General features: G+C 71.3%; 20 protein-coding genes and 1 tRNA gene. 16 read left to right on the forward strand and 5 right to left on the reverse strand.

Annotated features, from left to right (window positions below; genetic code table 11):
- Positions 1–10: 10 nt before the first annotated feature.
- Entirely contained in the window at positions 11–406 is a 396-nt protein-coding gene (locus NXY84_RS03395) for a RidA family protein (RefSeq protein WP_258727106.1), read from the reverse strand.
- A 122-nt stretch (positions 407–528) separates the two neighbouring features.
- Here NXY84_RS03395 and NXY84_RS03400 point away from each other — a divergent pair, with 122 nt between their 5' ends.
- The 7 genes from NXY84_RS03400 to NXY84_RS03430 all read left to right on the forward strand — a co-directional run bounded on the left by NXY84_RS03400 (position 529) and on the right by NXY84_RS03430 (position 8,199).
- Positions 529–1,533, forward strand: coding sequence for a helix-turn-helix transcriptional regulator (locus tag NXY84_RS03400; protein ID WP_258725762.1), 1,005 nt, complete (start codon positions 529–531; stop codon positions 1,531–1,533).
- Between the two features lie 187 nt (positions 1,534–1,720).
- Positions 1,721–3,355: a sensor histidine kinase gene (locus NXY84_RS03405; protein WP_258725763.1), complete on the forward strand. Its 1,635-nt coding sequence runs from the start codon at positions 1,721–1,723 to the stop codon at positions 3,353–3,355.
- Positions 3,343–4,011, forward strand: coding sequence for a response regulator transcription factor (locus tag NXY84_RS03410; protein WP_258725764.1), 669 nt, complete (start codon positions 3,343–3,345; stop codon positions 4,009–4,011). Before NXY84_RS03405 ends, NXY84_RS03410 begins: the two co-directional genes overlap by 13 nt.
- On the forward strand, positions 4,008–5,264 hold the full coding sequence (locus NXY84_RS03415; protein WP_258725765.1) for a DUF4097 domain-containing protein: 1,257 nt from the start codon (positions 4,008–4,010) through the stop codon (positions 5,262–5,264). The genes NXY84_RS03410 and NXY84_RS03415 overlap by 4 nt, the downstream gene beginning before the upstream one ends.
- Positions 5,265–6,199: 935 nt before the next feature.
- Positions 6,200–6,793 carry an ATP-binding protein gene (locus tag NXY84_RS03420; RefSeq protein ID WP_258725766.1) on the forward strand — a complete coding sequence of 198 codons (594 nt, stop codon included), beginning with the start codon at positions 6,200–6,202 and terminating at the stop codon, positions 6,791–6,793.
- Position 6,794: 1 nt separating this feature from the next.
- Complete coding sequence (locus NXY84_RS03425) at positions 6,795–7,628, forward strand: bis-aminopropyl spermidine synthase family protein (RefSeq protein ID WP_258725767.1); 834 nt, start codon at positions 6,795–6,797, stop codon at positions 7,626–7,628.
- The gene (locus NXY84_RS03430) at positions 7,621–8,199 is read left to right on the forward strand and encodes a hypothetical protein (protein WP_258725768.1); all 579 of its coding nucleotides are present in this window, start codon (positions 7,621–7,623) and stop codon (positions 8,197–8,199) included. Before NXY84_RS03425 ends, NXY84_RS03430 begins: the two co-directional genes overlap by 8 nt.
- Before the next feature lie 10 nt (positions 8,200–8,209).
- Here NXY84_RS03430 and NXY84_RS03435 read toward each other — a convergent pair whose 3' ends face one another.
- Positions 8,210–8,860: a hypothetical protein gene (locus NXY84_RS03435; protein WP_258725769.1), complete on the reverse strand. Its 651-nt coding sequence runs from the start codon at positions 8,858–8,860 to the stop codon at positions 8,210–8,212.
- A 1-nt stretch (position 8,861) separates the two neighbouring features.
- Entirely contained in the window at positions 8,862–9,407 is a 546-nt protein-coding gene (locus tag NXY84_RS03440) for an ImmA/IrrE family metallo-endopeptidase (protein ID WP_258725770.1), read from the reverse strand.
- Between the two features lie 494 nt (positions 9,408–9,901).
- Between NXY84_RS03440 and NXY84_RS03445 the strand changes: the two genes are divergently transcribed.
- Positions 9,902–10,549 (forward strand): hypothetical protein, encoded by a 648-nt coding sequence (locus tag NXY84_RS03445; protein WP_258725771.1) that lies wholly within the window; start codon positions 9,902–9,904, stop codon positions 10,547–10,549.
- A 202-nt stretch (positions 10,550–10,751) separates the two neighbouring features.
- Here NXY84_RS03445 and NXY84_RS03450 read toward each other — a convergent pair whose 3' ends face one another.
- Positions 10,752–10,994: a hypothetical protein gene (locus NXY84_RS03450; protein WP_258725772.1), complete on the reverse strand. Its 243-nt coding sequence runs from the start codon at positions 10,992–10,994 to the stop codon at positions 10,752–10,754.
- Positions 10,995–11,313: 319 nt separating this feature from the next.
- Here NXY84_RS03450 and NXY84_RS03455 point away from each other — a divergent pair, with 319 nt between their 5' ends.
- Complete coding sequence (locus tag NXY84_RS03455) at positions 11,314–11,742, forward strand: tyrosine-type recombinase/integrase (RefSeq protein WP_258725773.1); 429 nt, start codon at positions 11,314–11,316, stop codon at positions 11,740–11,742.
- Positions 11,739–11,894: a hypothetical protein gene (locus NXY84_RS03460; RefSeq protein ID WP_258725774.1), complete on the forward strand. Its 156-nt coding sequence runs from the start codon at positions 11,739–11,741 to the stop codon at positions 11,892–11,894. The genes NXY84_RS03455 and NXY84_RS03460 overlap by 4 nt, the downstream gene beginning before the upstream one ends.
- A 101-nt stretch (positions 11,895–11,995) precedes the next feature.
- Here the strand turns inward: NXY84_RS03460 and NXY84_RS03465 are convergent.
- A tRNA-Pro gene (locus NXY84_RS03465) sits at positions 11,996–12,069 on the reverse strand.
- Between the two features lie 322 nt (positions 12,070–12,391).
- On the opposite strand from NXY84_RS03465, the gene NXY84_RS03470 reads away from it, so the two are divergent.
- The 6 genes from NXY84_RS03470 (at position 12,392) to NXY84_RS03495 (ending at position 22,105) form a co-directional block, all read left to right on the forward strand.
- The gene (locus NXY84_RS03470; protein WP_258725775.1) at positions 12,392–13,462 is read left to right on the forward strand and encodes a hypothetical protein; all 1,071 of its coding nucleotides are present in this window, start codon (positions 12,392–12,394) and stop codon (positions 13,460–13,462) included.
- Between the two features lie 14 nt (positions 13,463–13,476).
- Positions 13,477–15,873 (forward strand): glycoside hydrolase domain-containing protein, encoded by a 2,397-nt coding sequence (locus NXY84_RS03475; protein ID WP_258725776.1) that lies wholly within the window; start codon positions 13,477–13,479, stop codon positions 15,871–15,873.
- A gap of 454 nt (positions 15,874–16,327) precedes the next feature.
- Positions 16,328–20,428: an SGNH/GDSL hydrolase family protein gene (locus NXY84_RS03480; RefSeq protein ID WP_258725777.1), complete on the forward strand. Its 4,101-nt coding sequence runs from the start codon at positions 16,328–16,330 to the stop codon at positions 20,426–20,428.
- Complete coding sequence (locus tag NXY84_RS03485; protein WP_258725778.1) at positions 20,425–20,883, forward strand: hypothetical protein; 459 nt, start codon at positions 20,425–20,427, stop codon at positions 20,881–20,883. Before NXY84_RS03480 ends, NXY84_RS03485 begins: the two co-directional genes overlap by 4 nt.
- Before the next feature lie 26 nt (positions 20,884–20,909).
- Entirely contained in the window at positions 20,910–21,515 is a 606-nt protein-coding gene (locus NXY84_RS03490; RefSeq protein ID WP_258725779.1) for a peptidoglycan-binding domain-containing protein, read from the forward strand.
- A 137-nt stretch (positions 21,516–21,652) separates the two neighbouring features.
- Entirely contained in the window at positions 21,653–22,105 is a 453-nt protein-coding gene (locus tag NXY84_RS03495; protein ID WP_258725780.1) for a peptidoglycan-binding domain-containing protein, read from the forward strand.
- Positions 22,106–22,177: the final 72 nt, after the last annotated feature.

A 22,177-nucleotide genomic window follows, 5' to 3' on the forward strand; every position in this document is an offset into this window, starting at 1 on the left:
GGTCGCGCCGTCATGCGACGGCGGTGCCCTCGAGCTCGACCATCAGGCCGGGGACCGCGAGGCGCGTGACCCCGAGCAGCGTGCTCGCGGGGGCGACCCCGGCGGCGGCGAGCCGCGACGCGAGCACCCCGTAGTGCTGCAGGAGCAGGTCGACGTCGGTCGTGAAGACGTTCAGCCGCACGAGGTCGGCCAGCGACAGGCCGGCACCACCGAGGACGGCCTCCAGGTTGTCGAGGCTCAGCGCGACCTGCGCCGCCATGTCGCCCCCGTGCTGCGGCGCCCCGTCGGCGTCCGTCGCGGTCTGCCCGGAGCAGTACAGCGTGCGGGTGTGCCCGGAGACGAGCTCGCCCTGGTGGAAGCCGAGCTGCTGGGACCACGTCACCGGGTTCACTGCCGTTCGTTCGATCGTCACGTCGGGTCCTTCGGTCGTCGGGAGGTGCGGACGCCGGCCGGCAGCACGCCGGCCCGCACGAGCAGGCTCTCGACGAATCACGACACCCTCTGTCGTGTATTCGTTACGGTCGTCGGGTGCGCGCCGACCGGCTCGTCTCGCTCGTGCTGCTGCTCCGCCAGCACGGCCGCCTCTCCGCGGAGGCGCTGGCCCGCGAGCTCGAGGTCTCGACCCGCACCGTGCTGCGCGACGTCGAGGCGTTGTCCGCGGCCGGCGTCCCGGTGTACGCCGAGCGCGGCCGGCACGGCGGCTTCGCGCTGCTGCCCGGCTTCCGGACGGAGCTGACCGGCCTCAACCACGACGAGGCGCTGGCGTTGCTCGTCGCCGGGTCGCGGCGAGGCGCGGAGGCGTTCGGCCTCGGGGCGGCGCTCGCGTCGGCCGTGCTCAAGGTCGTCGACGCGCTCCCCGCGAGCAGTCGGGCCACCGCGGCGCGGGCGGCCGAGCGCCTGCTGGTCGAGCCGGACACCGACCTGCTGGCGCGCCGGGCGGACGTCGACGACGTCCCGGGCGCCGTCACCGCGGCGGTCCGGCGGGCGGTGCTCGCCGGGCTGCGGCTGCGGCTGCACTACGCCGCCGCGGGGCAGGCGCCGGACTGGCGGACGGTGGACCCGGTCGGCCTCGTCACCGTGCGCGGCCGGGCCTACCTGCTGGCCGCCAGGTCCGGCGCCGACCGCACGTACCGGCTGTCCCGGGTCCTCGCTGCCGAGGTCCTCGACGAGCCCGCGCAGCGCCCCGAGAGCGTCGACCTGGAGCGCGCGTGGCTCGACCGCAGCGCCCGCTTCCGGGCCGGCGACGACCAGGTGACGGTGGGCATCCGGGTGCGGGTCGCGCGGCGCGACGAGCTCGTGGGCACCGCGCTCGCCGTCGCGGGCGAGGAGACCGACACCGACGGCTGGCTGCGGGTCGAGGCCACGTTCCAGGACCCGCGGCACGCCGAGTGGGTGGTGTGGCAGCTCGGCGTGGACGCCGAGGCCCTGTCCCCGCCGTGGTTGCGGGCGGCCCTGCACGAGCGCGCCTCGGCCGTCGCCGACCGCTACCGGGAGGCCGCGCCGCCCGGCGACCGCCGCGGACCCAGCGACTGACCCGGAGCGGCCGCCCGTGCGTCCGACGAGGCGCCGGCGCCGTCGACGCGGAACGGGCCGGGCGGTCGGGCGCCCGGACGGACGCCGCGCCCGGCCGGACGGGCACCCGGGGTGGGGGAGCCCCCACCCGGCACGAGGGGGACCGCAGGCTGGGGCAGCGTGCACGCCGGGGCCTAGCGTCGTCCCCATGACCTCCGACGTCCCCGCGCCGACCCCGGCGCCGGCCCCACCGAGCGGCGCCGACGCGCCCGCGGACCCGGCCACCGAGCCGTCCGCGGCGTCCGCGCCCCCCACCGCCCCGACGCCCGCCCCGATCCCCGCCGGCGCACCTGCTGCGGGCGCGACGACCGCCGTGCAGGGGGTCCCCGCGTACGCACGCCCGGCCCTCGCGACGCCGGGCTCGACCCCGACAGCCGTGCTCACCGCCCCGGCGCCGGGCGGCGGCGTGCGGCCCGCCGGCGCCCCCGCCGCGTCCGCACCGGCCCCCACCCAGAGCGTCGACGACGACCTGCGCGTCGTCGCCCCGGCGCTCACCGGCGGCCGCGAGCTGCTCCGGGCGCCGGTCAGCGCCGCGACGTGGCGCGCCGTGTCGCAGGCGACCGTCGGCCTGTGGCTCCTGCTGGGCGCCTCGATCGCGCTGGTCCTCGCGCTGGGCTTCTCGATCGCGTTCGCGGTGCTCGTCGTCGGCATCCCGCTGCTCGTGCTCACGCTGCTCGTCGCCCGGCCGCTCGCCGGGCTCGAGCGCAGCCGCCTGCACGCCCAGCTCGGCGTCGACATCCCCGCACCGGAGTACCGCAGCCCCGTCCAGGCGCGCCTGTGGCGTCGCGCCTGGGGCGTCCTGACCGACGTCCGGAGCTGGGCCCACCTGGCGTACGCGCTCCTGGGCCTCGGGGTCACCGTCCTGCAGGCCCTGCTGGTCTGGGTGCTCGGCGGGTTCGCGCTCGCGATGGTCTTCTTCCCGCTGTACGTGGCGTCCACGGACGTCCCCGTCAGCCGGGTCCCGTTCCTCGTCGTCGTCGGGCTCGTCGGCACCTGGGTGTGGCCGCTCGCGCTGCAGGCCCTCACGCTGCTGCACGTGCGCCTCGCGCGGGGCCTGCTCGGGTGGCCCCGGAGCGCCGCCGCCGTGCAGGCCGCCCGCGTCGCCGCGCAAGCGGCGCAGGACCGGGCGTCGCAGGCCGAGGTCCGCGCCGTGCAGCTGCGGGAGACCCGCACGCGTGCGGTCGGCACCGCGGAGGACGACCGCCGCCGCATCGAGCGCGACCTGCACGACGGCGCCCAGCAGCGCCTCGTCGCGCTCGGCGTCGAGCTCGGTGTCGCCAAGCGCGCCGCCGCGCAGGACCCGGTGGCCGCCGCCGCGGCGCTCGACCACGCGCACCGCGAGGTCAAGGAGACGCTCGCCGAGCTGCGCGACCTCGTGCGGGGCATCCACCCGGCCGTGCTGACCGACCGCGGGCTCGACGCCGCGCTCTCGGCGCTCGCCGCGCGGTGCACCGTCCCGGTCACGGTCGACGTGCCCGACCCGGCGTCGCTCGCCGCCGCCGGCCCGAGCGCGCAGGCGGCCGCCTACTTCGTGACCGCCGAGGCCCTCACCAACGTCGCCCGGCACTCGGGCGCCCGCACCGCGACCGTCCGTGCCACGGTGCGCGACTCCGTGCTCCGCCTCGAGGTCGTCGACGGCGGCCGCGGCGGCGCGACCGCCCGGCCCGGCAGCGGGCTCGACGGCCTGCGCAGCCGCGTCGAGGTGCTCGACGGCACCCTGACGCTCGACAGCCCCGTCGGCGGCGGCACCCGACTCACCGTGGAGGTGCCGTGCGCATCGTGATCGCCGAGGACTCCGTCCTCCTGCTGGACGGCCTGACCCGGCTGCTCGAGGCCGAGGGCCACGAGGTGACCGGCCACAAGACCGCCGACGAGCTCGTCGCCGCGATGAGCCGCGCCGACGCCCTCCCGGACCTGCTCGTGACCGACGTCCGCATGCCGCCGTCGCACACCGACGAGGGCCTGCGCGCCGCGGTCCACCTGCGCAGCATCCACAAGCGGCTCCCGGTGCTGGTCCTCTCGCAGTACGTCGAGCAGCGCTACGCCGCCGAGCTGTTCGCGGGGGACGTGCGCGCTCTCGGCTACGTGCTGAAGGACCGCGTCGCCGACGTCGACGAGTTCCTCGACGTCGTCGGCCGGGTCGCCGGGGGCGGCACCGTGATCGACCCCGAGGTCGTCGCGCAGCTGCTCGCCCGCGGCCGCCGCGCCGGGCTCGACGCCCTCACGGCGCGCGAGCGCGACGTCCTGGGCCTCATGGCGGAGGGCCGCTCGAACGCGGCCATCGCCGAACGTCTCGTGATCGGCCTCGGCGCCGTCGAGAAGCACGTGACATCCATCCTGACCAAGCTCGACCTCGCCCCCGACGGTGACGACCACCGCCGCGTGCTCGCGGTCCTGCGCTGGCTCGAGCACGCACCCACCGGAGGAGACCGACCATGACCACGCACCACGAGCCGCTCGCGGACACCGCGGTCCTCACCCCGGAGGTCCCCGGCGCCCCGCACACGCCCGACGCACCCCCGCCCGGTGGCGGGAACCCGCCGACGGGGCTGCCGCCCGCGCCGTCCCCGCGCGGGCCCGGCGCCCGGGCGCTCACCTGGGCCGGGGGGATCGTCGGCGGAGGGCTGCTGGTGCTCGCGGCGTTCCAGGGGTCCGACGCGCTCGCGCAGAGCACCGCCACGGAGCAGCGCGACTTCGCGCCGGCCGACGTCGTCGAGCTCGTCGCCGACGGCCCCGTCGACGTCGCGGTCGGGACCGGGGACGTCGAGGTCGTGGCGCGCAGCCGCTCGGGGTTCGTCGACCCCGTCTTCGGCGGCCAGCTCGAGGGTGACCGGCTCGTCGTCGAGCACCGGTGCACGGGCATCTGGTTCGGGAGCTGCACCGCGGGCCTCGACGTGCGGGTCCCCGAGGGCACCGAGCTGGTCGTGCGGTCCTCGTCCGGCAGCATCGTGGCGTCCGGGATCGTGGGTGACGTCGACCTGAGCTCGGGGGACGGGAGCGTGACGGTCGACGGTGTCGACGGCACCGTGCTCGCCGTCTCCGGCTCGGGCGGGGTCGAGGTGCACGACGCGACGGGCGGCGTCGAGGCGCGCTCGTCGGACGGGCACGTGCGGGTCGTCGACGCGGGCGGTGACGTCCTCGCCGGCTCCGGGTCCGGCGGCATCGAGGTCGTGGGCGTGCGAGGGAAGGTCGACGCCCGCACCAGCGACGGGTCGGTCGACGTGCGGGACTCGGGCGGCGAGGTCATGGCCCGCTCCGGCAGCGGGCGCGTCGCGGTGGCGGACGCCGGGGGCCGGGTCGAGGCGCAGAGCTCGGACGGGTCCGTCGAGGTGCTCGGCGCGGACGGCGACGCGCTCGCGGTCTCGGGCAGCGGCCAGGTCTCGGTCGTCGGCGCCCGCGGACGGGTCGAGGCCCGCTCGTCCGACGGCCAGGTCGACGTGAGCGACGTCACGGGCGACGCGACGGCCGTGTCCGGCAGCGGCTCGGTCACGGTCGCGGGGGTCCGGGGGAACGTCGAGGCGTCCTCGAGCGACGGCCCCGTGACGGTGCACGGCACGGGCACCCCGGTCCGGCTCGAGATCTCGACCGCCGACGGCCAGCAGGTCGTCGAGGCCGCGACCGACCCGTCGGCGTCGCGCTCGGTGTCGATCCGCTCGGGCAGCGGCACCGTGTCCTACCTCGGGCCGCGCTGACCCGGAGCGCCACCGGGTCGGTCGGGCGTCGACCGCCCGGCCCGGCGAGCGCGGCACCGGGTCCCGGCGAGCAGGACCCTGCTGCGGGTGGCACGACAGAGGGCCCGGACCAGCGTTCGCTGGTCGGGGCCCTCTGCTCTCTCCCGGTCGGGGGGCGGGATTCGAACCCACGACCTCTTCGTCCCGACCGGGTCCGCGGCCCTGTCTCGCAGGGTCCGTACGGGCTGCGTGAGTTGCGATCGTCGGCTCAGTTTCGGTTCGCGTCGCCGCGGTGGTGGCGCGAGTAGTCCCCCTTGTCGTGAATCAGAGTCGGACGTCGTTCGGATACCCGCATGCCTTTGTCGCCGTGTGGTCGGGTCAAGGGGGGGCCGCCTTCGGCCATCGCGTAGCGACGCGGAGCGCCCTTGACGCGACTGCGCGGTGGCAAAGACCGTCGTGGAGCCGATCGCCGTCTGTGGTGAGGAGTCGACGAGCTGCGAGCCAGCTGCGTCTCCGTCGGGATGGCGCGTGGGTGGGGTGGGGTGCGGCGGGGTGCGCGGAGGGAGCGCAGCGACCGCAGCGCGGGGCTCCTGCCGCGGGGCCTCGACCTACCCACGCGGCGCCGCGCGGAGCGCGGCCTTGAGTCAGTAAGGAACTTCCTCCCCGGGCAGGTCGGATTGAGAGGTCGAATCACAATCGGGTCCGTGGCCTGGCTCAGCGCCTGGCTTAGCGCAGGGGCCAGGCAGCCTAGCGGGGGTGTAGTCAACGTCCGGGGACCACGCGGCACGCGCCTCTTGCTTAGCTGCCCTCCGAAGCGGCGTGGTGCCTGGCTCGGCTCGTGCGGCGTATCTCTCGTGGAGGGTGGCCCAACGACATGCCGGGCACCCCGTTGCAGAGGATTTGCCCGCCTCTCGGTGCAAGCGCTGCTAAGTTCACCGGAGCGAAAGGGGGCGAGCATGCTCGGCACCGAGCGCAGTCATCGGCAGGTCATCTACCTCACCGGTGCTCCTGCCACGGGCAAGACGACTACTGCAACCCTGTTGGGGGGAATGGTCGACGCAAAGGTTCTCAGCTATGGCGCACTGCTGACCGAGCGAACGGCGAGCGTGGCGTCGCAGAGCGAACTCAGGGAACGCTCGGCCCAAGTCATCGAAGAGCGCGATGTGAAGGACCTAGACGCTGAGATTGCGGCGCTCATTCGCGAATCTACGGCACCATGCATCATCGACTCGCACGCCGTGACGAAGGAAGCGTGGGGGTTCAGAGCCGTACCGTACAGCCACGAGACGATCAGGCAGCTGGGCATTACGTCGATTGTCGTACTCTACGCCTCACCGCAGGAGATTGGGCGGCGGATTGGCAGCGACTCGCAAGGGCGGCCTCTCCCCGACGAGCTCGACCTTCGGATTCACCAGGACCTGCAGATGAACTTGGCGCTAACGTACGCGCACACATGCCATGTACCGGCGTACTTCGTGAAGTCGGAGGGAGAGCCCGCGGCGGTGGCCAGGCAAGTGGCCAGGGCCTGTGGTTTCGAGGATCGGGGTTGAGTTGACCACTAACGGCGAGATCGACCTCAAGGCGGCAGTGAACGCTATTTCTGACGTGATCACGAATCGCCCGCGCCCGCTGCGCGAATTCGACCAAATTCACATGAAGGCCGGCGACATGGTGATGCAGGCCGAGTTCGTTGCACGGTGGGCGGCGGGCAAGCGGCTCGTCTTCATTGGGGACGGAGATGCGATCAGCGTCTGCGTGGCCTACCTGTGTGAGCGAGGCATTTTTCCCTACGGCCCCACGCAGATACTGGTGCTCGATTTCGACGAGCGCGTGATCGGGGCTGTGAAAAGATTTGCGGATAAGGAAAGAATACCGACGCTCGATGCAACCCTCTACAACTGTATTGACGAGCTCCCGCCGTTGAGCGACTTTGACGCCTTCTACACGAACCCGCCGTGGGGTGCGAGCAACGGTGGTACCAGCGTTCACTTGTTTGCGTACCGCGGGATGCAAGCGACAAACTTCGCCGGGGAAGGACTCGTCGTCATAGCCGACGACGAGGAGTTGGATTGGGCGCAGGCTGTCCTCGGTGCGACCCAGCGGTTCGCGTCGGACCAAGGATTTTATGTGAAGCGTATGACGCCTCAACTGCATGCCTACCACTTGGACGACGCGCCCGACCTACTTTCTTGCAATCTGGTGTTTCGCGCCTTGCCGCGCTCGGCGCGCCCGGAGTCGCAGCCGCTGGTGGTGGATGCCGCGTTGCTCGAGAACTTCTACGGTGCCGGAAAGGCGCCGCGCGTACACTACGTGCGTGAACTGAAGCGGCTCGACTACGGTAAGGCCCACCAGGACGAGTACAGGTTGGAGTTGCTTGATGGGTAGCATCCCTTGGGCGGAGGCGCAGGATCCCCGCACCGGCATTTTGTTCATGAAGGTCGGGACTCACGCGAATGAGTCGCTTGACGAGATCATTACGCGCAAGCAGAAAGAGATCGAGCGTGCCGGCTTTGCCCTGTGGGGCTACGGGGGCAACACGTGCCACCCGACGTCGATGGTACAGCCGTTCGCTCAGTCGCTCGCTTCTCGGGGATCCCAGCTTGTGCTTGCGATGAAGCCCATGGAGTCGAAGCACTTTGCGGAGCCCCTGCGTGCAAGCGAGTACTCCGTCGATGGGCTGGAGTGGGAAGCGATTCCGGAAGCCGTCAACGCGCTGGGGTCTCGGTATGCGCTTTGGATTGATAGCCTCGAAGAAGCGGACCTAGAGCTACCCCTTGACATGACTAAGGTGGGCCTAGGGCCGAGTGCTGGCCGCGCTGGAGACCGGTACGTGAAGGGGCGCGTGGATAAGGCCTGCCTGGAGTACGATCCCACGCTCATGAGCGAGGGTACCCAGGTAGCGTCGATCGGCTTGGTTGCCCATATGGCTGAGCCCTACGCGGTGTTCCTCCGCTAGTCCGGAGTGTTTATCTCATAAGCACAACGGGACACGACTTGCGCAAGTGCTCGATGTAGGAAGTAAGTCCCGTCGCCACGTCGTCAAGTGTGACTACATCTTGGTTGCACGCGAACGCTAGAGCAACGGCGAGGTCGGCGGCGCGGTCAGTGCAAACCCCTTGCCTGCACGCGTCGACGCCGATTTCTTGCGCGAGTCGGAGGATAATCTGCTCGAAGCAGATGGCGACGCCGGTGATTAGAGCGGCGTCGAGCACCAGCGGACCGACCACTTCGAGGGCGCCTAGGGCCCTTTTGTCGCCTGTAAGGAAGTGAGCGAAGCGGCGGTCCGCCACGATGGCGATGAGCTGGCTCTCTCCTGTGTCGAGAGGCAAGCCGAGCTCTTGGGCACGATCCTCCAGGGCGGCCGCCACGGCAAGCTCGGATGAACTTGGCTCTAACAGTTCCGCTGTCGCCATGAAGTCCTGGAACTGTGCCAGCGCTGCTGCGCGGGTTTCGATCGGCGTCTTCTTCTGCAATCGCGCGCCGACGACGAATGGTGCCGCGCCAAGGACCCCGGCGGCCTCTGGCCCGATCAGCCCTTGGAAGGACTCGGAGGTTAGGAATAGGTATCTCGACAGCTTGATCAGGACATCATTGTCGACGGCGCTTCGCTGGGCCAAGTCACTTCCCCATGACTGTATCGAGGTATTCCTGCTGGTCCATGCCGAGCGCATCCCAATGCAACATCTTGCGAGCGAGTCGGTTGATCGCCCCACCGACGTCACCCTCGCCGAGGATTTTCAGCGCGGCCGTTCCTCGCGCCCACTCGTTGTGCTGGCGCGCGAAGATGAGCGCAATGGTCCCTGGGTCGATGCCCCATTCCCTAGAGTAGTCGACTGCAGCGGTCGCTAGCTGAGCCGGATTGAAATCACCCGGAGGGCGGGTGATGTCCAATTCAGTCCTGCCCGTTAGGAGCTGTAGCGCGAAGGCATTTGCTGCCTCCTCCTCGTCATCCGGCTGCTCCCTGGCAGGATCCTCAATGTCGAGCAAGCTGGATGAGGTCCCGGTGTGGCCCAGGAATATGTGGCCCAGTTCGTGGGCGACGGTGAAGGCCGCCTTTGCAGGGAACCGCGTGCTTTCGCCGATGATAATGGCGAAACCGTCGTGCCATTGCGCGCAAACAGCGTGCATGCGCTTCTGGGGGAGAGGAAAGACAAGCGTCTGCACAACTGGTATACCACAAGCCCAGCTCAGCGTTAGGACGTCCCGTAGCGAGTACCCGGCCAGAAGTCGGCGAAGGTCAAGGGCGCCTTGCCTTGCTACTGGTACTCGTGGTCGAGGCGCACCGGCGGCGAGGATCGACGCCAGTGAAACCGCGAAGGAGCTGAGGATGTCCTGCTCAGTGGCTGATGTGCTTCCGAGGTTCTTGAAGCGGGCTGTGTCCTTCCAAGCGAACACGGGCTCTGTGTCGCCGAGCAAGGAGGATGGCTTGATCCCTAGCCGCCTTGCGATCGTCAGTTTCAACTCGGCGCGCGCGGAGATTGAGGCCTCCGCAGCGGCGCTCCACCACTCAGGCCAGACGGCGTCTATTGCTAGGTCCGAATAGCCGACCGAGTGGAGCGTTTGTCGGAGCGAGTTCTCGTTCTCGTTGATGGCGGCACCTCCCCATTTATTCGCGTGGCGCGTTGTGCCTGGCGGGCTGAGTCTAGTACCCTCTAGGCATGGCTGTGGAGGATATTGCGCCCCCGTCTTGCTTCTGTTGGACCAAGTTCGGCACTGAGGCCGGCGACACGATAGATGTCATACGTGCGCGGAAGGAGAGTGAGCGACAAGCTGGAGGCGGCCTCTTCTACTGGGGTATTGGCAACAGTATCGCCCCGTCGATCCAGGCGCTCGTAGAGACTGCGTCTAATCCAGAGGTGCTATTCACGCCGATGCTGTCGAAGCCGGCTGTCGGGGATGTCGCCCCAGAGCGCGTCGTCTCGTGGCGCTCCGGGTTGGGTATCGATGGGCGGCCTTATTCGCTGCGGAGCGGCGTCGTCACTAGTAAGGCCAGTGCCGCTTCCTCTCCCAAGAGGCACTATGCGTTGGTGTGCTACTCGGTCGATCCGCTCGATGTAGACGGCTTTCCGGTCAACTTTGCCGCGGAGTCTGTAGTGAACCTCCGTTCTGGTGCTCCAGTGGGTTCTTCGCAAGTGACATCGGTGGTGCGCTATGTCGATGATGCGCCGGCAGCGAGGCGGCGGTACACCGTCGCGTTCCGTGCGACGCTCGTTGCCCCGTATTTTGTCACGCTGCTTGACGCCGGCACCGCCGTGCAGGGGACGAAGGTTAGTGCGGACTACGAGCAGGAACTTCTCTGGGCTTAGCCCGAGGTACCCCCTATTGGGTCGAGGTCGCTGTCGTGTGTGCGGCGCTTGCTCGTGCTCGGCACGAGGCGCGCGCGGTGCTCGCGGCTTGCGCGGTGCGCTAGGCTTGCGAGCGGTGCCGTACTGGTCGGCTACGGGACGCCGCGAGGTGGTCATTCTTCTCGGTCGCCGCCGCCCCCCACTCGCCGTAGGCGCGTTTGCATCAGAGGTCGGGTCGGGGAGGGGCCGGGTGCAGCTGCGCAACCGCGCGCACGGCGTCATCGGTCCAGTAGTCGGCACGGACGCGGTCGACCATTCCCTCGTCGTCGACGACGTAGGCAGTGCCGGGCTGGCCGCGCCCGATGCTGTGGGCCGGCGCGACCGCGGCCATGGAGCTGGGTGATGCCCGGGCGAGCGCGAAGACGGTGGAGAAGAACAGGTTCTGGCGAAGCGCGTAATCGAGCACCTGGATGGGCGGAAGTTCAAGGACCTGCGGGCTGAGGAAGTCGAACGCTGGTTGCAGGTCCTTGCCGGGGCGCTGTCGACTCGATCCCTGGCTGACGTGCGCTCGGTGCTCAACCGCTCGGTCAGGCGAGCGATGTCCCGCGGTCTAGTGGCGCGGGTCGTCGTCGAGTTCGTGGAAGTGCCAAGGGGGCGTGCCGGGCGCGCGTCACGGTCGATGACCGTTCAACAGGCTGCCGATGTGCTGACCCTCACGGCGGGTCATCCAATGCACGCGTGCATCGTCGTGTCGCTGGTGACGGGCCTGCGGACGGAGGGAGTCCGTGCCCTGCGTTGGGTTCACCTGGACCTGGTCGGCGAGCGGATGCGGGTCGCCCGGCGTCGGTTGCGGTGTGGCGGTCTGCCGGGTCGGAGGCGACACCAAGACGGCGAAGTCGCGACGGACGATCGCGCTCTCGGGTCTCGCCGTTGCGGTGCTGCATCGGCACCGAGCGGCCCAGACCGCGGCGCGCTTCGCGGCCGGCTCCAGCTGGCAGGACTCCGGGCTGGTCTTCACGTCACGGGTCGGGACGATGCTCGACGCGTCGAACGTGCGTGACGCGTTCCGGTCTGCCCTGACGTTGGTGCCGGGCATCGAGCCGGCGGAGTGGACTCCGCGGGACCTACGTCATTCGTTCGCCTCGATCATGTCCGAGCGCGGTGTGCCGCTGGAGGAGATTCGCGGCTGCTCGGCCACTCGGGCACCGCCGTGACAGAGGCGGTCTACCGCGAGGAACTGCTGCCGGTGATCCAGACCGGCGCGCGGGTGATGGACAGCGTCTTCTTGCACGTCGAGGTGGACCCGCTGTCGGGCATGGAAGCGCTGTTCAGCGTCGCGGAGGCGATGGGTCGAGAGCCCGCGTAGTCCCCGGCAGTCCCCCAGGTCATTGCGAGGCGGGATGGGCCAGGGAACGACGAAGGCCCGCAGCCAGCGTTTCCGCTGACCACGGGCCTCTGCCCATCGAGTCGGGGTGGCGGGATTCGAACCCACGACCTCTTCGTCCCGAACGAAGCGCGCTACCAAGCTGCGCCACACCCCGGTTGAGCCTGCTCAGGATAGCGGAGTCGGAGGCGCAGGTCGAAACGGGCCCGACCGGCCCGCCCCCGCCCGCCCCGGCCGCGCCGCAGAGCCACCCCGACCTCGGACGCGGACCGGCCGTGCGCGGGGGGCGCCGCTACGCACAGCGCGCGCACAGGCTGCGCGGACACCCGACTACGCGCTCCGCGGAACCTCCGCGACGCACCGTGCGTGAGGGTTGCCTCATCCGGTGGGCGTCTGACACCGTGTTTCGTCGCGGCGGCTCCGGTCGTCGCTCGTTGTCGTCGACAGGGTCGTCGCCGGCCTGGACCTAGGGGGGCACAGTGGACATCACCCGTCGCACCGCGCTCGCGGTCCTCGGCGCCGGGGCCGGCGCGGTCAGCCTCGCGACGACCGCGCACGGTCACGACGGGCCCCCGGCCGAGCCGGTACCCGCGGCGGGCCCGTGGTCGTCGACCGCGGTCGAGACGACGACGCTCGCGTGGTTCGACGCCGCCTTCACCACCGAGACGCTCGCCGAGGTGCCCCGGGTCCTCGAGGTGCGGGGCCTCACGCCGTCGACGCCGGAGCTCACGGGCGTCCTGGTGTTCGACCCCCGGCTCCTCGCACGCCGTGGCGACGTGATGCTGTCGAGCGCGGGTCGTGTCTGGACCGTCCCGGTCGCGGAGCACCGCACGGCGGAGGGCGTGACGGAGCTGCGGTTCGGGCTCACGAGCGCGCCGGGCGCCGCGCCGGACGACGTGCCGCACGACGCGCCGACGCTCGTGCTCCTGCCGCTCGTGCCGCGCGCGCTGTACCCGGCGGAGAACGTCGCGGACGTCGTCCCGTTGACGCTCACGCTCACGGGCGGCGCGGGCGAGTACCGCTGGGCCGACGTGTCGACGAGCACCCCGCGCGCGCCGTGGGGCGCCGAGCTCGCCGCCGCGTGGACGTCGTGCGGCGTGGGCGCAGCCGGTGCGGCGCGCAGCTACCGATTCCCGGTGGGCGTCCGCGTCGCCGGCGTCGGGCCGGGTCCGGTCCCGGCGGGCACCCGGCTCACGGTCGACCTCGACGCCCGGCTCGTCGCCGCGGTGGCCGCGCCCGAGCTGCGCCTCGACGGCGCCCCGCTCGACCGCTCGCGCGCGGAGGTCACCTCGACGCGCGCGGGCGACCTGCTGCGGACGGTCGTGCGCCTGCGCGACGAGGTCCCGGCGGGCACGGTGCTCGACGTCGCGCTCGACGTGACGCCGTCCGGCTCGGCGCAGGACGTCGCGGGGCTCCACTACGCCACGGTGACGCTCGCCGGGGTCGACGACGCGGCCCGCCCGCAGCGCGCGACCGGCCGGTGCTCCGTGAGCGACCTCACGTCCTCGGGGACCCCGCACGCCGAGTCCGCCACGTGCGGCACGACCTGAGCGGGGGACGGACGATGGCGGACTTCTGGGTCCAGGAGGCGCAGGCCTGGGTCAACGGCACCTACGGCGGGGTCGCCGGCTACACGCCGGTCGAGGTCGACGGGGTCACGGGCTGGCGCACGGTCTTCGCCCTCACGCGCGGGCTCCAGGTCGAGCTCGGCATCACGGCCCTCTCGGACAACTTCGGCGCGACGACGACCGCACGGTTCGCCGCCCAGGTCGGGACGCTGACCCCGCAGAGCCCCGCGTCGAACGTGGTGCGGATCCTGCGGTGCGCGCTGTGGTGCAAGGGCTACCAGGGCGGCGACGTGCGCGACGGCGCGTTCGACGACGCGCTCGCGCTCTCCGTGGTCCGCGTCCTGCAGGACCTCGGGCTCCCCGGCACGACCCCCGCGGTCGACGTCAAGGTCATGAAGAGCCTGCTCAGCATGGACGCCTACCTCACCGTGCCGGGCGGGCGCGACGGGGTCCGGGCGTTCCAGCAGTGGCTCAACTCGCGCTACCTGACCCGGCTCGACTTCGCGGTCGTCCCCTGCGACGGGCGCTACGCGCGGGACGTCCAGCGCGGGCTCATGCTCGGCGTCCAGTACGAGATCGGGATGGCCGACGGCGTCGCGAACGGGAACTTCGGCCCCGGGACGCAGGCCGGCCTGCGGGGACCGGCGTACGTCGAGCCGGGCAGCACCGACGACCGTGCCGCGTTCGTGCGGCTCTTCCAGGGCGCGCTGCTGTGCAACGGCTACGCCTCGCCGTTCGACGGCACGTTCGGCGCCGGGACCTCGGAGGCCGTCGCGGCGTTCCAGGACTTCGTGCAGCTCGCCCCGACGGGCGTCGGGGACTTCGCCACGTGGGCGTCGCTCCTCGTGAGCTCGGGCGACCCGGACCGCCCCGGCACCGCGGCGGACACCTCGACGCCGCTGACCCCCGCCATGGCGGCCGCCCTGCGCGAGGCGGGCTACCGGACCGTCGGGCGGTACATGAGCGTCGCGACGAAGCGCTACCGCCGCGCGGAGCTCGACGACGTGCTGGCCGCCGGGCTCGCCACGTTCCCGATCTACCAGGAGTTCGGCAACGAGGCGAAGTACTTCACCGACGAGATCGGCTACGGCCACGGGCTGGCCGCCGCCCGCCGCGCCCGCCAGCTCGGGTTCCGGCCCGGCGCGGTGATCCACTTCGCCGTCGACTACGACGCCACGAACGACGACATCGACGCGCGCGTCCTCCGGTACTTCGAGGGCGTCAACCGCGGGATCGGCGCCGCGCGGGCGGGGGAGTACCGGGTCGGGGTGTACGGCTCGCGGAACGTGTGCGCCCGGGTGTGCGCCCGCGAGCTCGCGATGAGCGCGTTCGTCGCGGGCATGTCCCGCGGCTGGAGCGGCAACCTCGGCTTCCCGCTGCCCCCGCAGTGGGCGTACGACCAGGTGCAGACCCTCACGGTCGGGGCCGGGGCCGGCGTCGTGACGATCGACAAGGTCGTCCGCTCGCCGCGCGCCGAGCCGGTCGCCGCCGACGGGCTCGTCGAGACCCCGCGCGGCACCGACGACGCGGGCTTCCACCAGATGTTCTGGTCCCTGACCCAGCTCCGCTTCGAGGCCGAGGTCGCGCTCCGCGGGGCGTCCGACGAGGCCCGCGCCCAGGCCGACGACCTCGTGCTGCACCACGCGCAGACCGGCCGGTACGCGACCGCCGCGTGGGTCGCGTCAACGCCGCTCGCAGAGACCAGGCTCTCCGACCCGCCGGCGTCCGAGCTCGCGGCCGCACGCGCCCGGTTCCTCGCGACCCCCCCGCCCGCCGCCAACCCAGCCGACTACGACGGCGACCTGGCGCACCTCGCGGCGAGCGCACGCGTCTGGTCGATCGCGGGCTTCGCCGACGACCCAGCGACCGTGGGCCGCGGCGACCTCGGCAGCTGGGCCCTCGACCTCGTCGCGCTCTGGGCCCAGTACGTCACGGTCCGCGAGTCCGGCCCCGAGCCGCGCGGCGGTGCCCAGGCCTGGCTCGCCGAGCGGATCGGCACGGGGACGGGCGCGCTCACCCGCGCCGACCTCGTCGCGGACGTCGACGCCTACCTCGTCTCGCGGGCCCGGGAGGCGGACCCGTCGCGGGGCGTCGCGGACGTCGTGCGCGAGATCCTCGTCCGGTCCGAGCAGGATCCGACGTGGCGCTTCGCGGAGTTCCTCGACGCACGCTTCGGCGGCCGGCACGTGACCGCCCGCAGCGCCGTGGCGGCCCTCGTCGACCCCCGGACGCCGTGGCGCGACGGCCCGGTGGCGCAGTTCTCGGGCACCCGACGACCCGGCGAGCGCAGCTCCGCGGTCACGAGCCGGCGCGAGCTCGGGGGCGAGCCCCGGGCGGTCGCCCAGGCGTTCGTGACCGTGCTGTGGCGGCTCGCGGGGCGCCCGCTGAGCTGAGTGGCCCCCCCGTGCGCCGGACTCGATCCTGGGCGTGAGGACGGCCGGCGCCGTCGCGGTCATGGCCCGGGCAGCCGGAGCGCCGCCTGCCACCCCTGTCGTCGGCATCGGCGCCTCAGAACCCGAGGCGGTGTCGCGCTCGAGCCCGGCCTGACGTGCCGGCCGGACCCATCCGAGGGGCGACGGCGGGACGCCTGGGTGCCGCCGCCCGAAAGGGGCGCGGGTCATGCGTGCGTGCGCCGGCCGGTCCTACGGAAAGCGGGATCCGCACAATAGTTATTACCAATATTACCCCTTGTCTCAACCAATGTGACTGTGCCAGTCTTTCGTGCGCCCCGGTGCCCGGGGCAACGACTCGCTCATCGTGAGTGCACAGCTGCACTCGTCTGGGTACGTCGTCGACGTGCCCGAGACGGCGAGTCGGCGGTCCGCCCTGTCAACGGTTGGAGACCGCGTGAACCGGAACCGCGTCCGCAGCATCGTCGCGCTGGGCGTCGGCCTGTGCCTGATCCCGTGGGGGGCCGTCGCGGCGCCGGACGCAGGTGGCGCGGCTGACCCGAACAGCGCGGAAGCCCCGTCGACCGACCCCACCGAGGCGCCGGTGCTCGTCCCGGTCGTGCCCGAGGAGCGACGCGAGGACGTCCTCGGAGCGGAGTGGCGTGACTCCGGCGACCGGGCCTGGCTCCTGCACGGTGACGCCGACGGACTTCATGTGATGGTCGCCGAGGCGGCGGAGGCGTTCGCGTGGCGGAGCGTCGCTGCGCTGTGGGAGCCGGGGTACGACACCGACCGCTGGATCGGCAACGCGTGCGCGACGGCGAGCGGTGAGCGGCTCGTCGTGACCTACGCGCCACGCCACTTCACCAACCACCACGACGCATTCCTGCGAGGTGCGTTCACCGCGGTCGTCGACCTGGACGCCGGAACCGTGACCCGGCTTCCCACGAGGGCCAGCCTCGAGTACTTCACGCCGACGTGCGGCTACGGCGAGGAGGCGCTGCTGACCCTGTCGACCGAGGAGGGCGCGCCCGCGACGAGGCTCGTGACCGTCGACGCCGAGCACCTCACGGTCGCTGAGCCGGTCGACGTCGAGGCGCGCCTGACCTCCGGAGTGCTGACCGGAGCGGGCCTCGTGGCCTCCGCCGGCGAGTCGCTCGTGCGCGTGGCTGACGACGGCGCCTTGGAGACCCTCGTGGCGACGACGGCCGTGCCCTTCGCACTCACGGCAGACGCCGACGGCGGTGTCGTCTACGCCGACCACGACGGCACGGAGGCGACGCTGCACCGCATCGACGTCGCCCGCGTCGAGAGTCCCGAACCCGACGTGGAGGTCGAGGCGTTCGCCAGCGCGCCGCTCACGGGTCTCGGCGTGCACGGCACGGTGGACGGCGAGGTGGTCCTCACCGGCGACGTCGACGTGACCGGCCCGCTCCCTGTGCACGTCACGACGGCCGAAGCCCCGGCCGACGCTGTCCCGACGATGCTGGGGGAAAGCACCCTCGACGTGACCGCCACCGTGACGAGCGAAATTTCCACCGAGGACGACGACGCCGGGCTCGGCACGCTCTCGCGAGTGGACGTCACACTGCGGAACCGCGCGACCGGCGAGTCCGAGGAGCTCACCGCGTCTCCTGACGTGGACGCCACCGCGCCCGACCTCGGCCTGGGCGCGACGGGCCAGGCCGACCCTGCGGGTACGACGACAGGCGTCCGCGAGGGTGCGGACGCCCTGTCCCGTGCCGCAGCGGAAGGTGCCCCACCCGTCAGTGCAGCGGCGGCTCCCACGGACGCGCGTGCGGGCGACCCGAACAGCCCCATCGAGGCGGAGCGCACGTGCTCCGTGCCACGTAACGACCCCCAGAGCCAGGCGATGCAGCCCAAGCCCCGACAGGTGGAGTGGGCCGTCAACCAAGCGATCAAGAACAACCTGCGGATCCCCCGCCCGGCCAACTGGATGGATCTCGGGATGCCGGCGTACAGCGCCCAGGGACTCTTCCCGCGCGTCGAGCTCGACGGTGGCGGGGAGATCCCGGCGCAGATCGTCCTGGGAGTCCTGATGCAGGAGTCGAACCTGTGGCAGGCCTCCGGCCAGGTCCCGCCGGGGATGGCAGGGAACCCGCTGACCGGCAACTACTACGGCTTCGACAACCGGGCGTCCTCCCCGGACGACCGCTGGGCGGTCCGGTGGTCGAAGTCGGACTGCGGGTACGGCGTCGGACAGATCACCGACGGGATGCGCCTCGCGGCCTTCAACGAGGTGGGCAAGCCACAGGCGTACGCGCACTCCACGCAGCGTGCCATCGCGCTCGACTACACCGTCAACGTCGCACTCGCCGTGCGCATGCTCGCGCAGAAGTGGAACCAGACGCGGGCGGCGGGACTCGTGGTGAACGACGGCAACCCCGCCCGGATCGAGAACTGGTTCTTCGCGACCTGGGCGTACAACTCCGGCTTCTACCCGGAGTCCGCGAAGGCGACGGAGAACAGGAACGGAGCGTGGGGCGTCGGGTGGTCGAACAACCCGGCGAACCCGAGCTACAACCCGACACGCAAGATGTTCGGCCGGTCGTCCGCCGACGCGGCGAAGCCGCAGGAGTGGCCGTACCCGGAGAAGGTGATGGGTTGGGCGGCGTATCCGCCGCAGCTGCTGGAAGCACCCGAGAAGTTCGTCGTCGGGTACCGGCAGGCGTCGTGGAACGGGGCGACGACGGACGAGGCCAACGCGCGGCGCGAGGCGGCACTGCCTCCGAAGCACACCTTCTGCACCACGGCCAACGACTGCTACCCGGGGACGAAGCACACGGGTGAGGCCCCGGACGTCGCGGGGTACGACGTCGGGGCCTGTGCGCACCGTGACGCCCAGGGGAAGTACGACGGGCGGTGCTGGTTCCACGGTCCGGTGACGTGGAAGGCGGACTGCTCGGTCTCGTGCGGACGCGGATTCATCAGGTTCGACGCCTCGTACAAGGACGAGGAACAGGCGTGGGGTGACCCGTACCCCGGGAACTGCGCCCTGGACGGGCTGCCCGAGGACGCCCTCGTGGTCGACGACATCGCGGACTACGTGCCGATCGTCCAGCCGGGCTGCGAGAGAGCGGGCCGGAACGCGGGAAAGTTCACGCTCAGCTTCGCGGACGACGGCGGCCTCTACCCGTCCAAGTCCGACTTCCATCAGATCGGTGGAGGCTTCAACGGCCACTTCTGGTTCGGGCACACACGTACCGCGCACCTTCGAGGCGGCACCATGCAGGTCGAGGGCAGCTGGGAGCTCGACGACGCCGTCCAGGGGTGGACCCGGGTCTTCGTGCACATGCCGGACCTCGGGGCGCACACCCAGCAGGCGGTCTACACCATCCACACCGGCGTGGGTGCGCCTCAGCAACGAGTGCTCCTCCAGCGAACCCTCGAGAACCGGTGGGTCTCCTTGGGTGTCTTCGAGATGCAGGGCCGCCCGAAGGTCACTCTGACGACCACGACCCGGAACGGCGACTCGCAGTCGTACGACCCGAACGGCACGTACGTCCCGAAGAGCGAGGACATCGCGTTCGACGCCGTGGCGTTCCAGACCCTCGATGCGAAGCCACGGGACATCGTCGTCGCGCTCGGCGACTCGTACTCGTCCGGGGAGGGTGCCTCCGCCGAGTTCGGGGTCGACTACTACCGGGAGACCGACAACAACGGCGGGAAGCCGCTGATCCGCAACGCGTGCCACCGGTCGCCGTTCACCTGGTCGCGCGTGGCGACGCTCCCGGACAGGACGCAGAGCGTCGGTGAGCTGCTGGACGACCATGACGAGACGATCGATTACCAGCTGCTCGCGTGCTCCGGCGCACGGGTGCACAACGTGCTCGCGAACTACACCGTGCAGCTCGACGACGCCCACTACAGGGACGCGTGGAACCTGCTCAACTCGGGGATGTACGGCGAGGTCAGCCAGATCGACCGCGGGTTCCTCACCTCGGACACCACGCTCGTCACGCTCTCCATCGGGGGCAACGACGCGAAGTTCAGCGACGTGCTCCAGAAGTGCCACCTCGACCTGATCGAGACCTGTCAGAAGGCCCGGCTCGGCACCGACACCGATCCGATGGAGGTCACGATCCCTCAGCGGATCGAGGGTCCAGTCAAGGACTCCGTCGTCACAGCCCTGAGGGCCATCCACGACCGCGCACCGAACGCTCGCGTCGTGCTGATGGGATACCCCGAGCTCCTCAGCCGCGACGGCTTCTGCGCGGAGATGATCGGGCCCTCGGAAGCGGTGTGGCTGAACGGGCTCGCGGACACCCTCGCAGACAGCATGTTCGAAGCCGTCGCGATCGCGAACTCGGGACCTGGGCCGGACTACGCGGACTTCGCCGACCCCAGGAGGGAGTTCGACGGGATCGGGGTCTGCGGTACGCCCGAGACCATCCACGGGCTGGTGCTCGGGCGTACGCCGGGCGATCGTCCGTTCACCGAGTCGCCGATCTCCGCGCAGTCCTTCCACCCCAAGATCGAGGGCTACGAGCACTACGCCACGGTCCTCGAGCGGACGCTCGCCGGAGACGCGGGATGACGGCGCTGCGCCGGGTCGTGCTCGCTGCCGGGCTGGGGGTTCTCGCGCTCAGCATCAGCGGCTGTGGACCGGACGAGTCGGTCTCGGTGGGCATGGCGACGACCGAGGCCCGCTCGCTCGCCCGGGACGACGCGACTGCGCTCCAGGAGGCGTTGAGCGCCGGGGGCGACGCGGCGGCGGTCCGTGACGCGGTTGAGTCCTGGGCGCGTACGGCCCTGGGCGAGCAGGCGGGGATCCAGGAGCGCAGCGACGGTGCGGAGCTGGTCATGGTCTACGACGTCTTGGAGAACCAGGGAGGGGGGTGGTTCTCCAGTGAGGTCGTCGTCCGCTTGTGCACGCGACTTCTCGTGCAGGGTGCGGGCGACGTCCGGGTCGTCCTCGAGGGGGCCGAGTGTCCCGCTGACCTGTCCGCTCCCGGGTACGGGGACAGCTTCACCGAGGTGGGGCTCGAATGAGGCCACCTCCCCCTCCCGCCTCCGACATGACGAATCAGCTGCGCACGCTCGGCGCCCGTCACGCACGACCGCACGTCGAGCGGAAGTTCTCGTCCGTGCTCACCCTGCGTGAGCACGGCGCAGGGGGCGGGTTCGGATCCCGCTCGGCCGTTCACCCAACCCGTCTCGAAAGGACGACGATGAAGCGAATCATCTCCAGTGCCGCTGCACTCACGGTGGCGCTGCTCGGCGCAGTCGCGATGCCGACGGCGGCGCAGGCCGCCGGCATCGGCGCGTGCAGCCACTCCGGTCTGCAGAGCACGTACGCCTATGCGGGCGCGACCGGGGTCAACGCGTGGATGACGCAGCCGATGACGCACTCGGGATCGGGCTACCTGGCCACCGACTGCTACGTGCACCGTGGCGCGGCCGGGCCCCACGTGGTCGCGATCCAGAACGCACTCAACGCCTGCCACGGGGCTGGACTCGTGGCCGACGGCATCTTCGGACGGGCCACCGAGTCCGCGCTCCTGGCGGTCCAGGCCTCCCGGGGCATCGGGCAGGACGGAAGGTACGGGCCGCAGACCCGGGACCACATGAGCTGGGTCGCGACCACGAGCCTGAACGCAACGACCTGCTGGCACCGGTTCTGAGCCACGCAGGGCGAGGTGGACCCCGAGGGAACCATCAGGCCGGGCCACCGTGGCGGCGCGCCGCCTGTGTGCTCTCCGTCCGTGCCGGCGCCCTGCGCGTCCCCGTACGACACACCACCGAAGAGAAGGAGAACCACATGAAGCGCATCATCTCCGGCGCGGCCACGGTCGTCCTGGCGAGTCTCGCCGCAGTCGTCCTGCCGACGACCGCACAGGCTGCAGGGATGCCCGCATGCGACTACGCAGGTCAGCAGAGCACCTACTACTACGCGGGCTCGGTCGGAGTGAACGCGTGGACGAGCCAGCCGATGGCGTCCTGGCACCCGGGTTACGCAGCGACGGACTGCTACGTCCACCGGGGAGCCTCGGGGCCTGAGGTGGTCGCGATCCAGTCGGCGTTGAACACCTGCCACGGCGCCGGCCTGGTCGTCGACGGGATCTTCGGCCGGGCCACCGAGTCCGCACTGTTCGCGGTGCAGGCGTCCAGGGGCATCGGGCAGGACGGAAGGTACGGGCCGCAGACACGCGACCACATGAGCTGGGACGCCGTCACCTCGGCGAACTCGCACAGCTGCTGGCACCGGTACTGAGGATCGGTCGACGCCCGACGGTTCCCGTCGCCAGAACGGGGAGGCAATGAATCGAGCGCGGGACGCTGACGA

It is taken from the genome of Cellulomonas sp. NS3 (genome assembly GCF_024757985.1).
Taxonomy (GTDB): Bacteria; Actinomycetota; Actinomycetes; order Actinomycetales; family Cellulomonadaceae; genus Cellulomonas_A.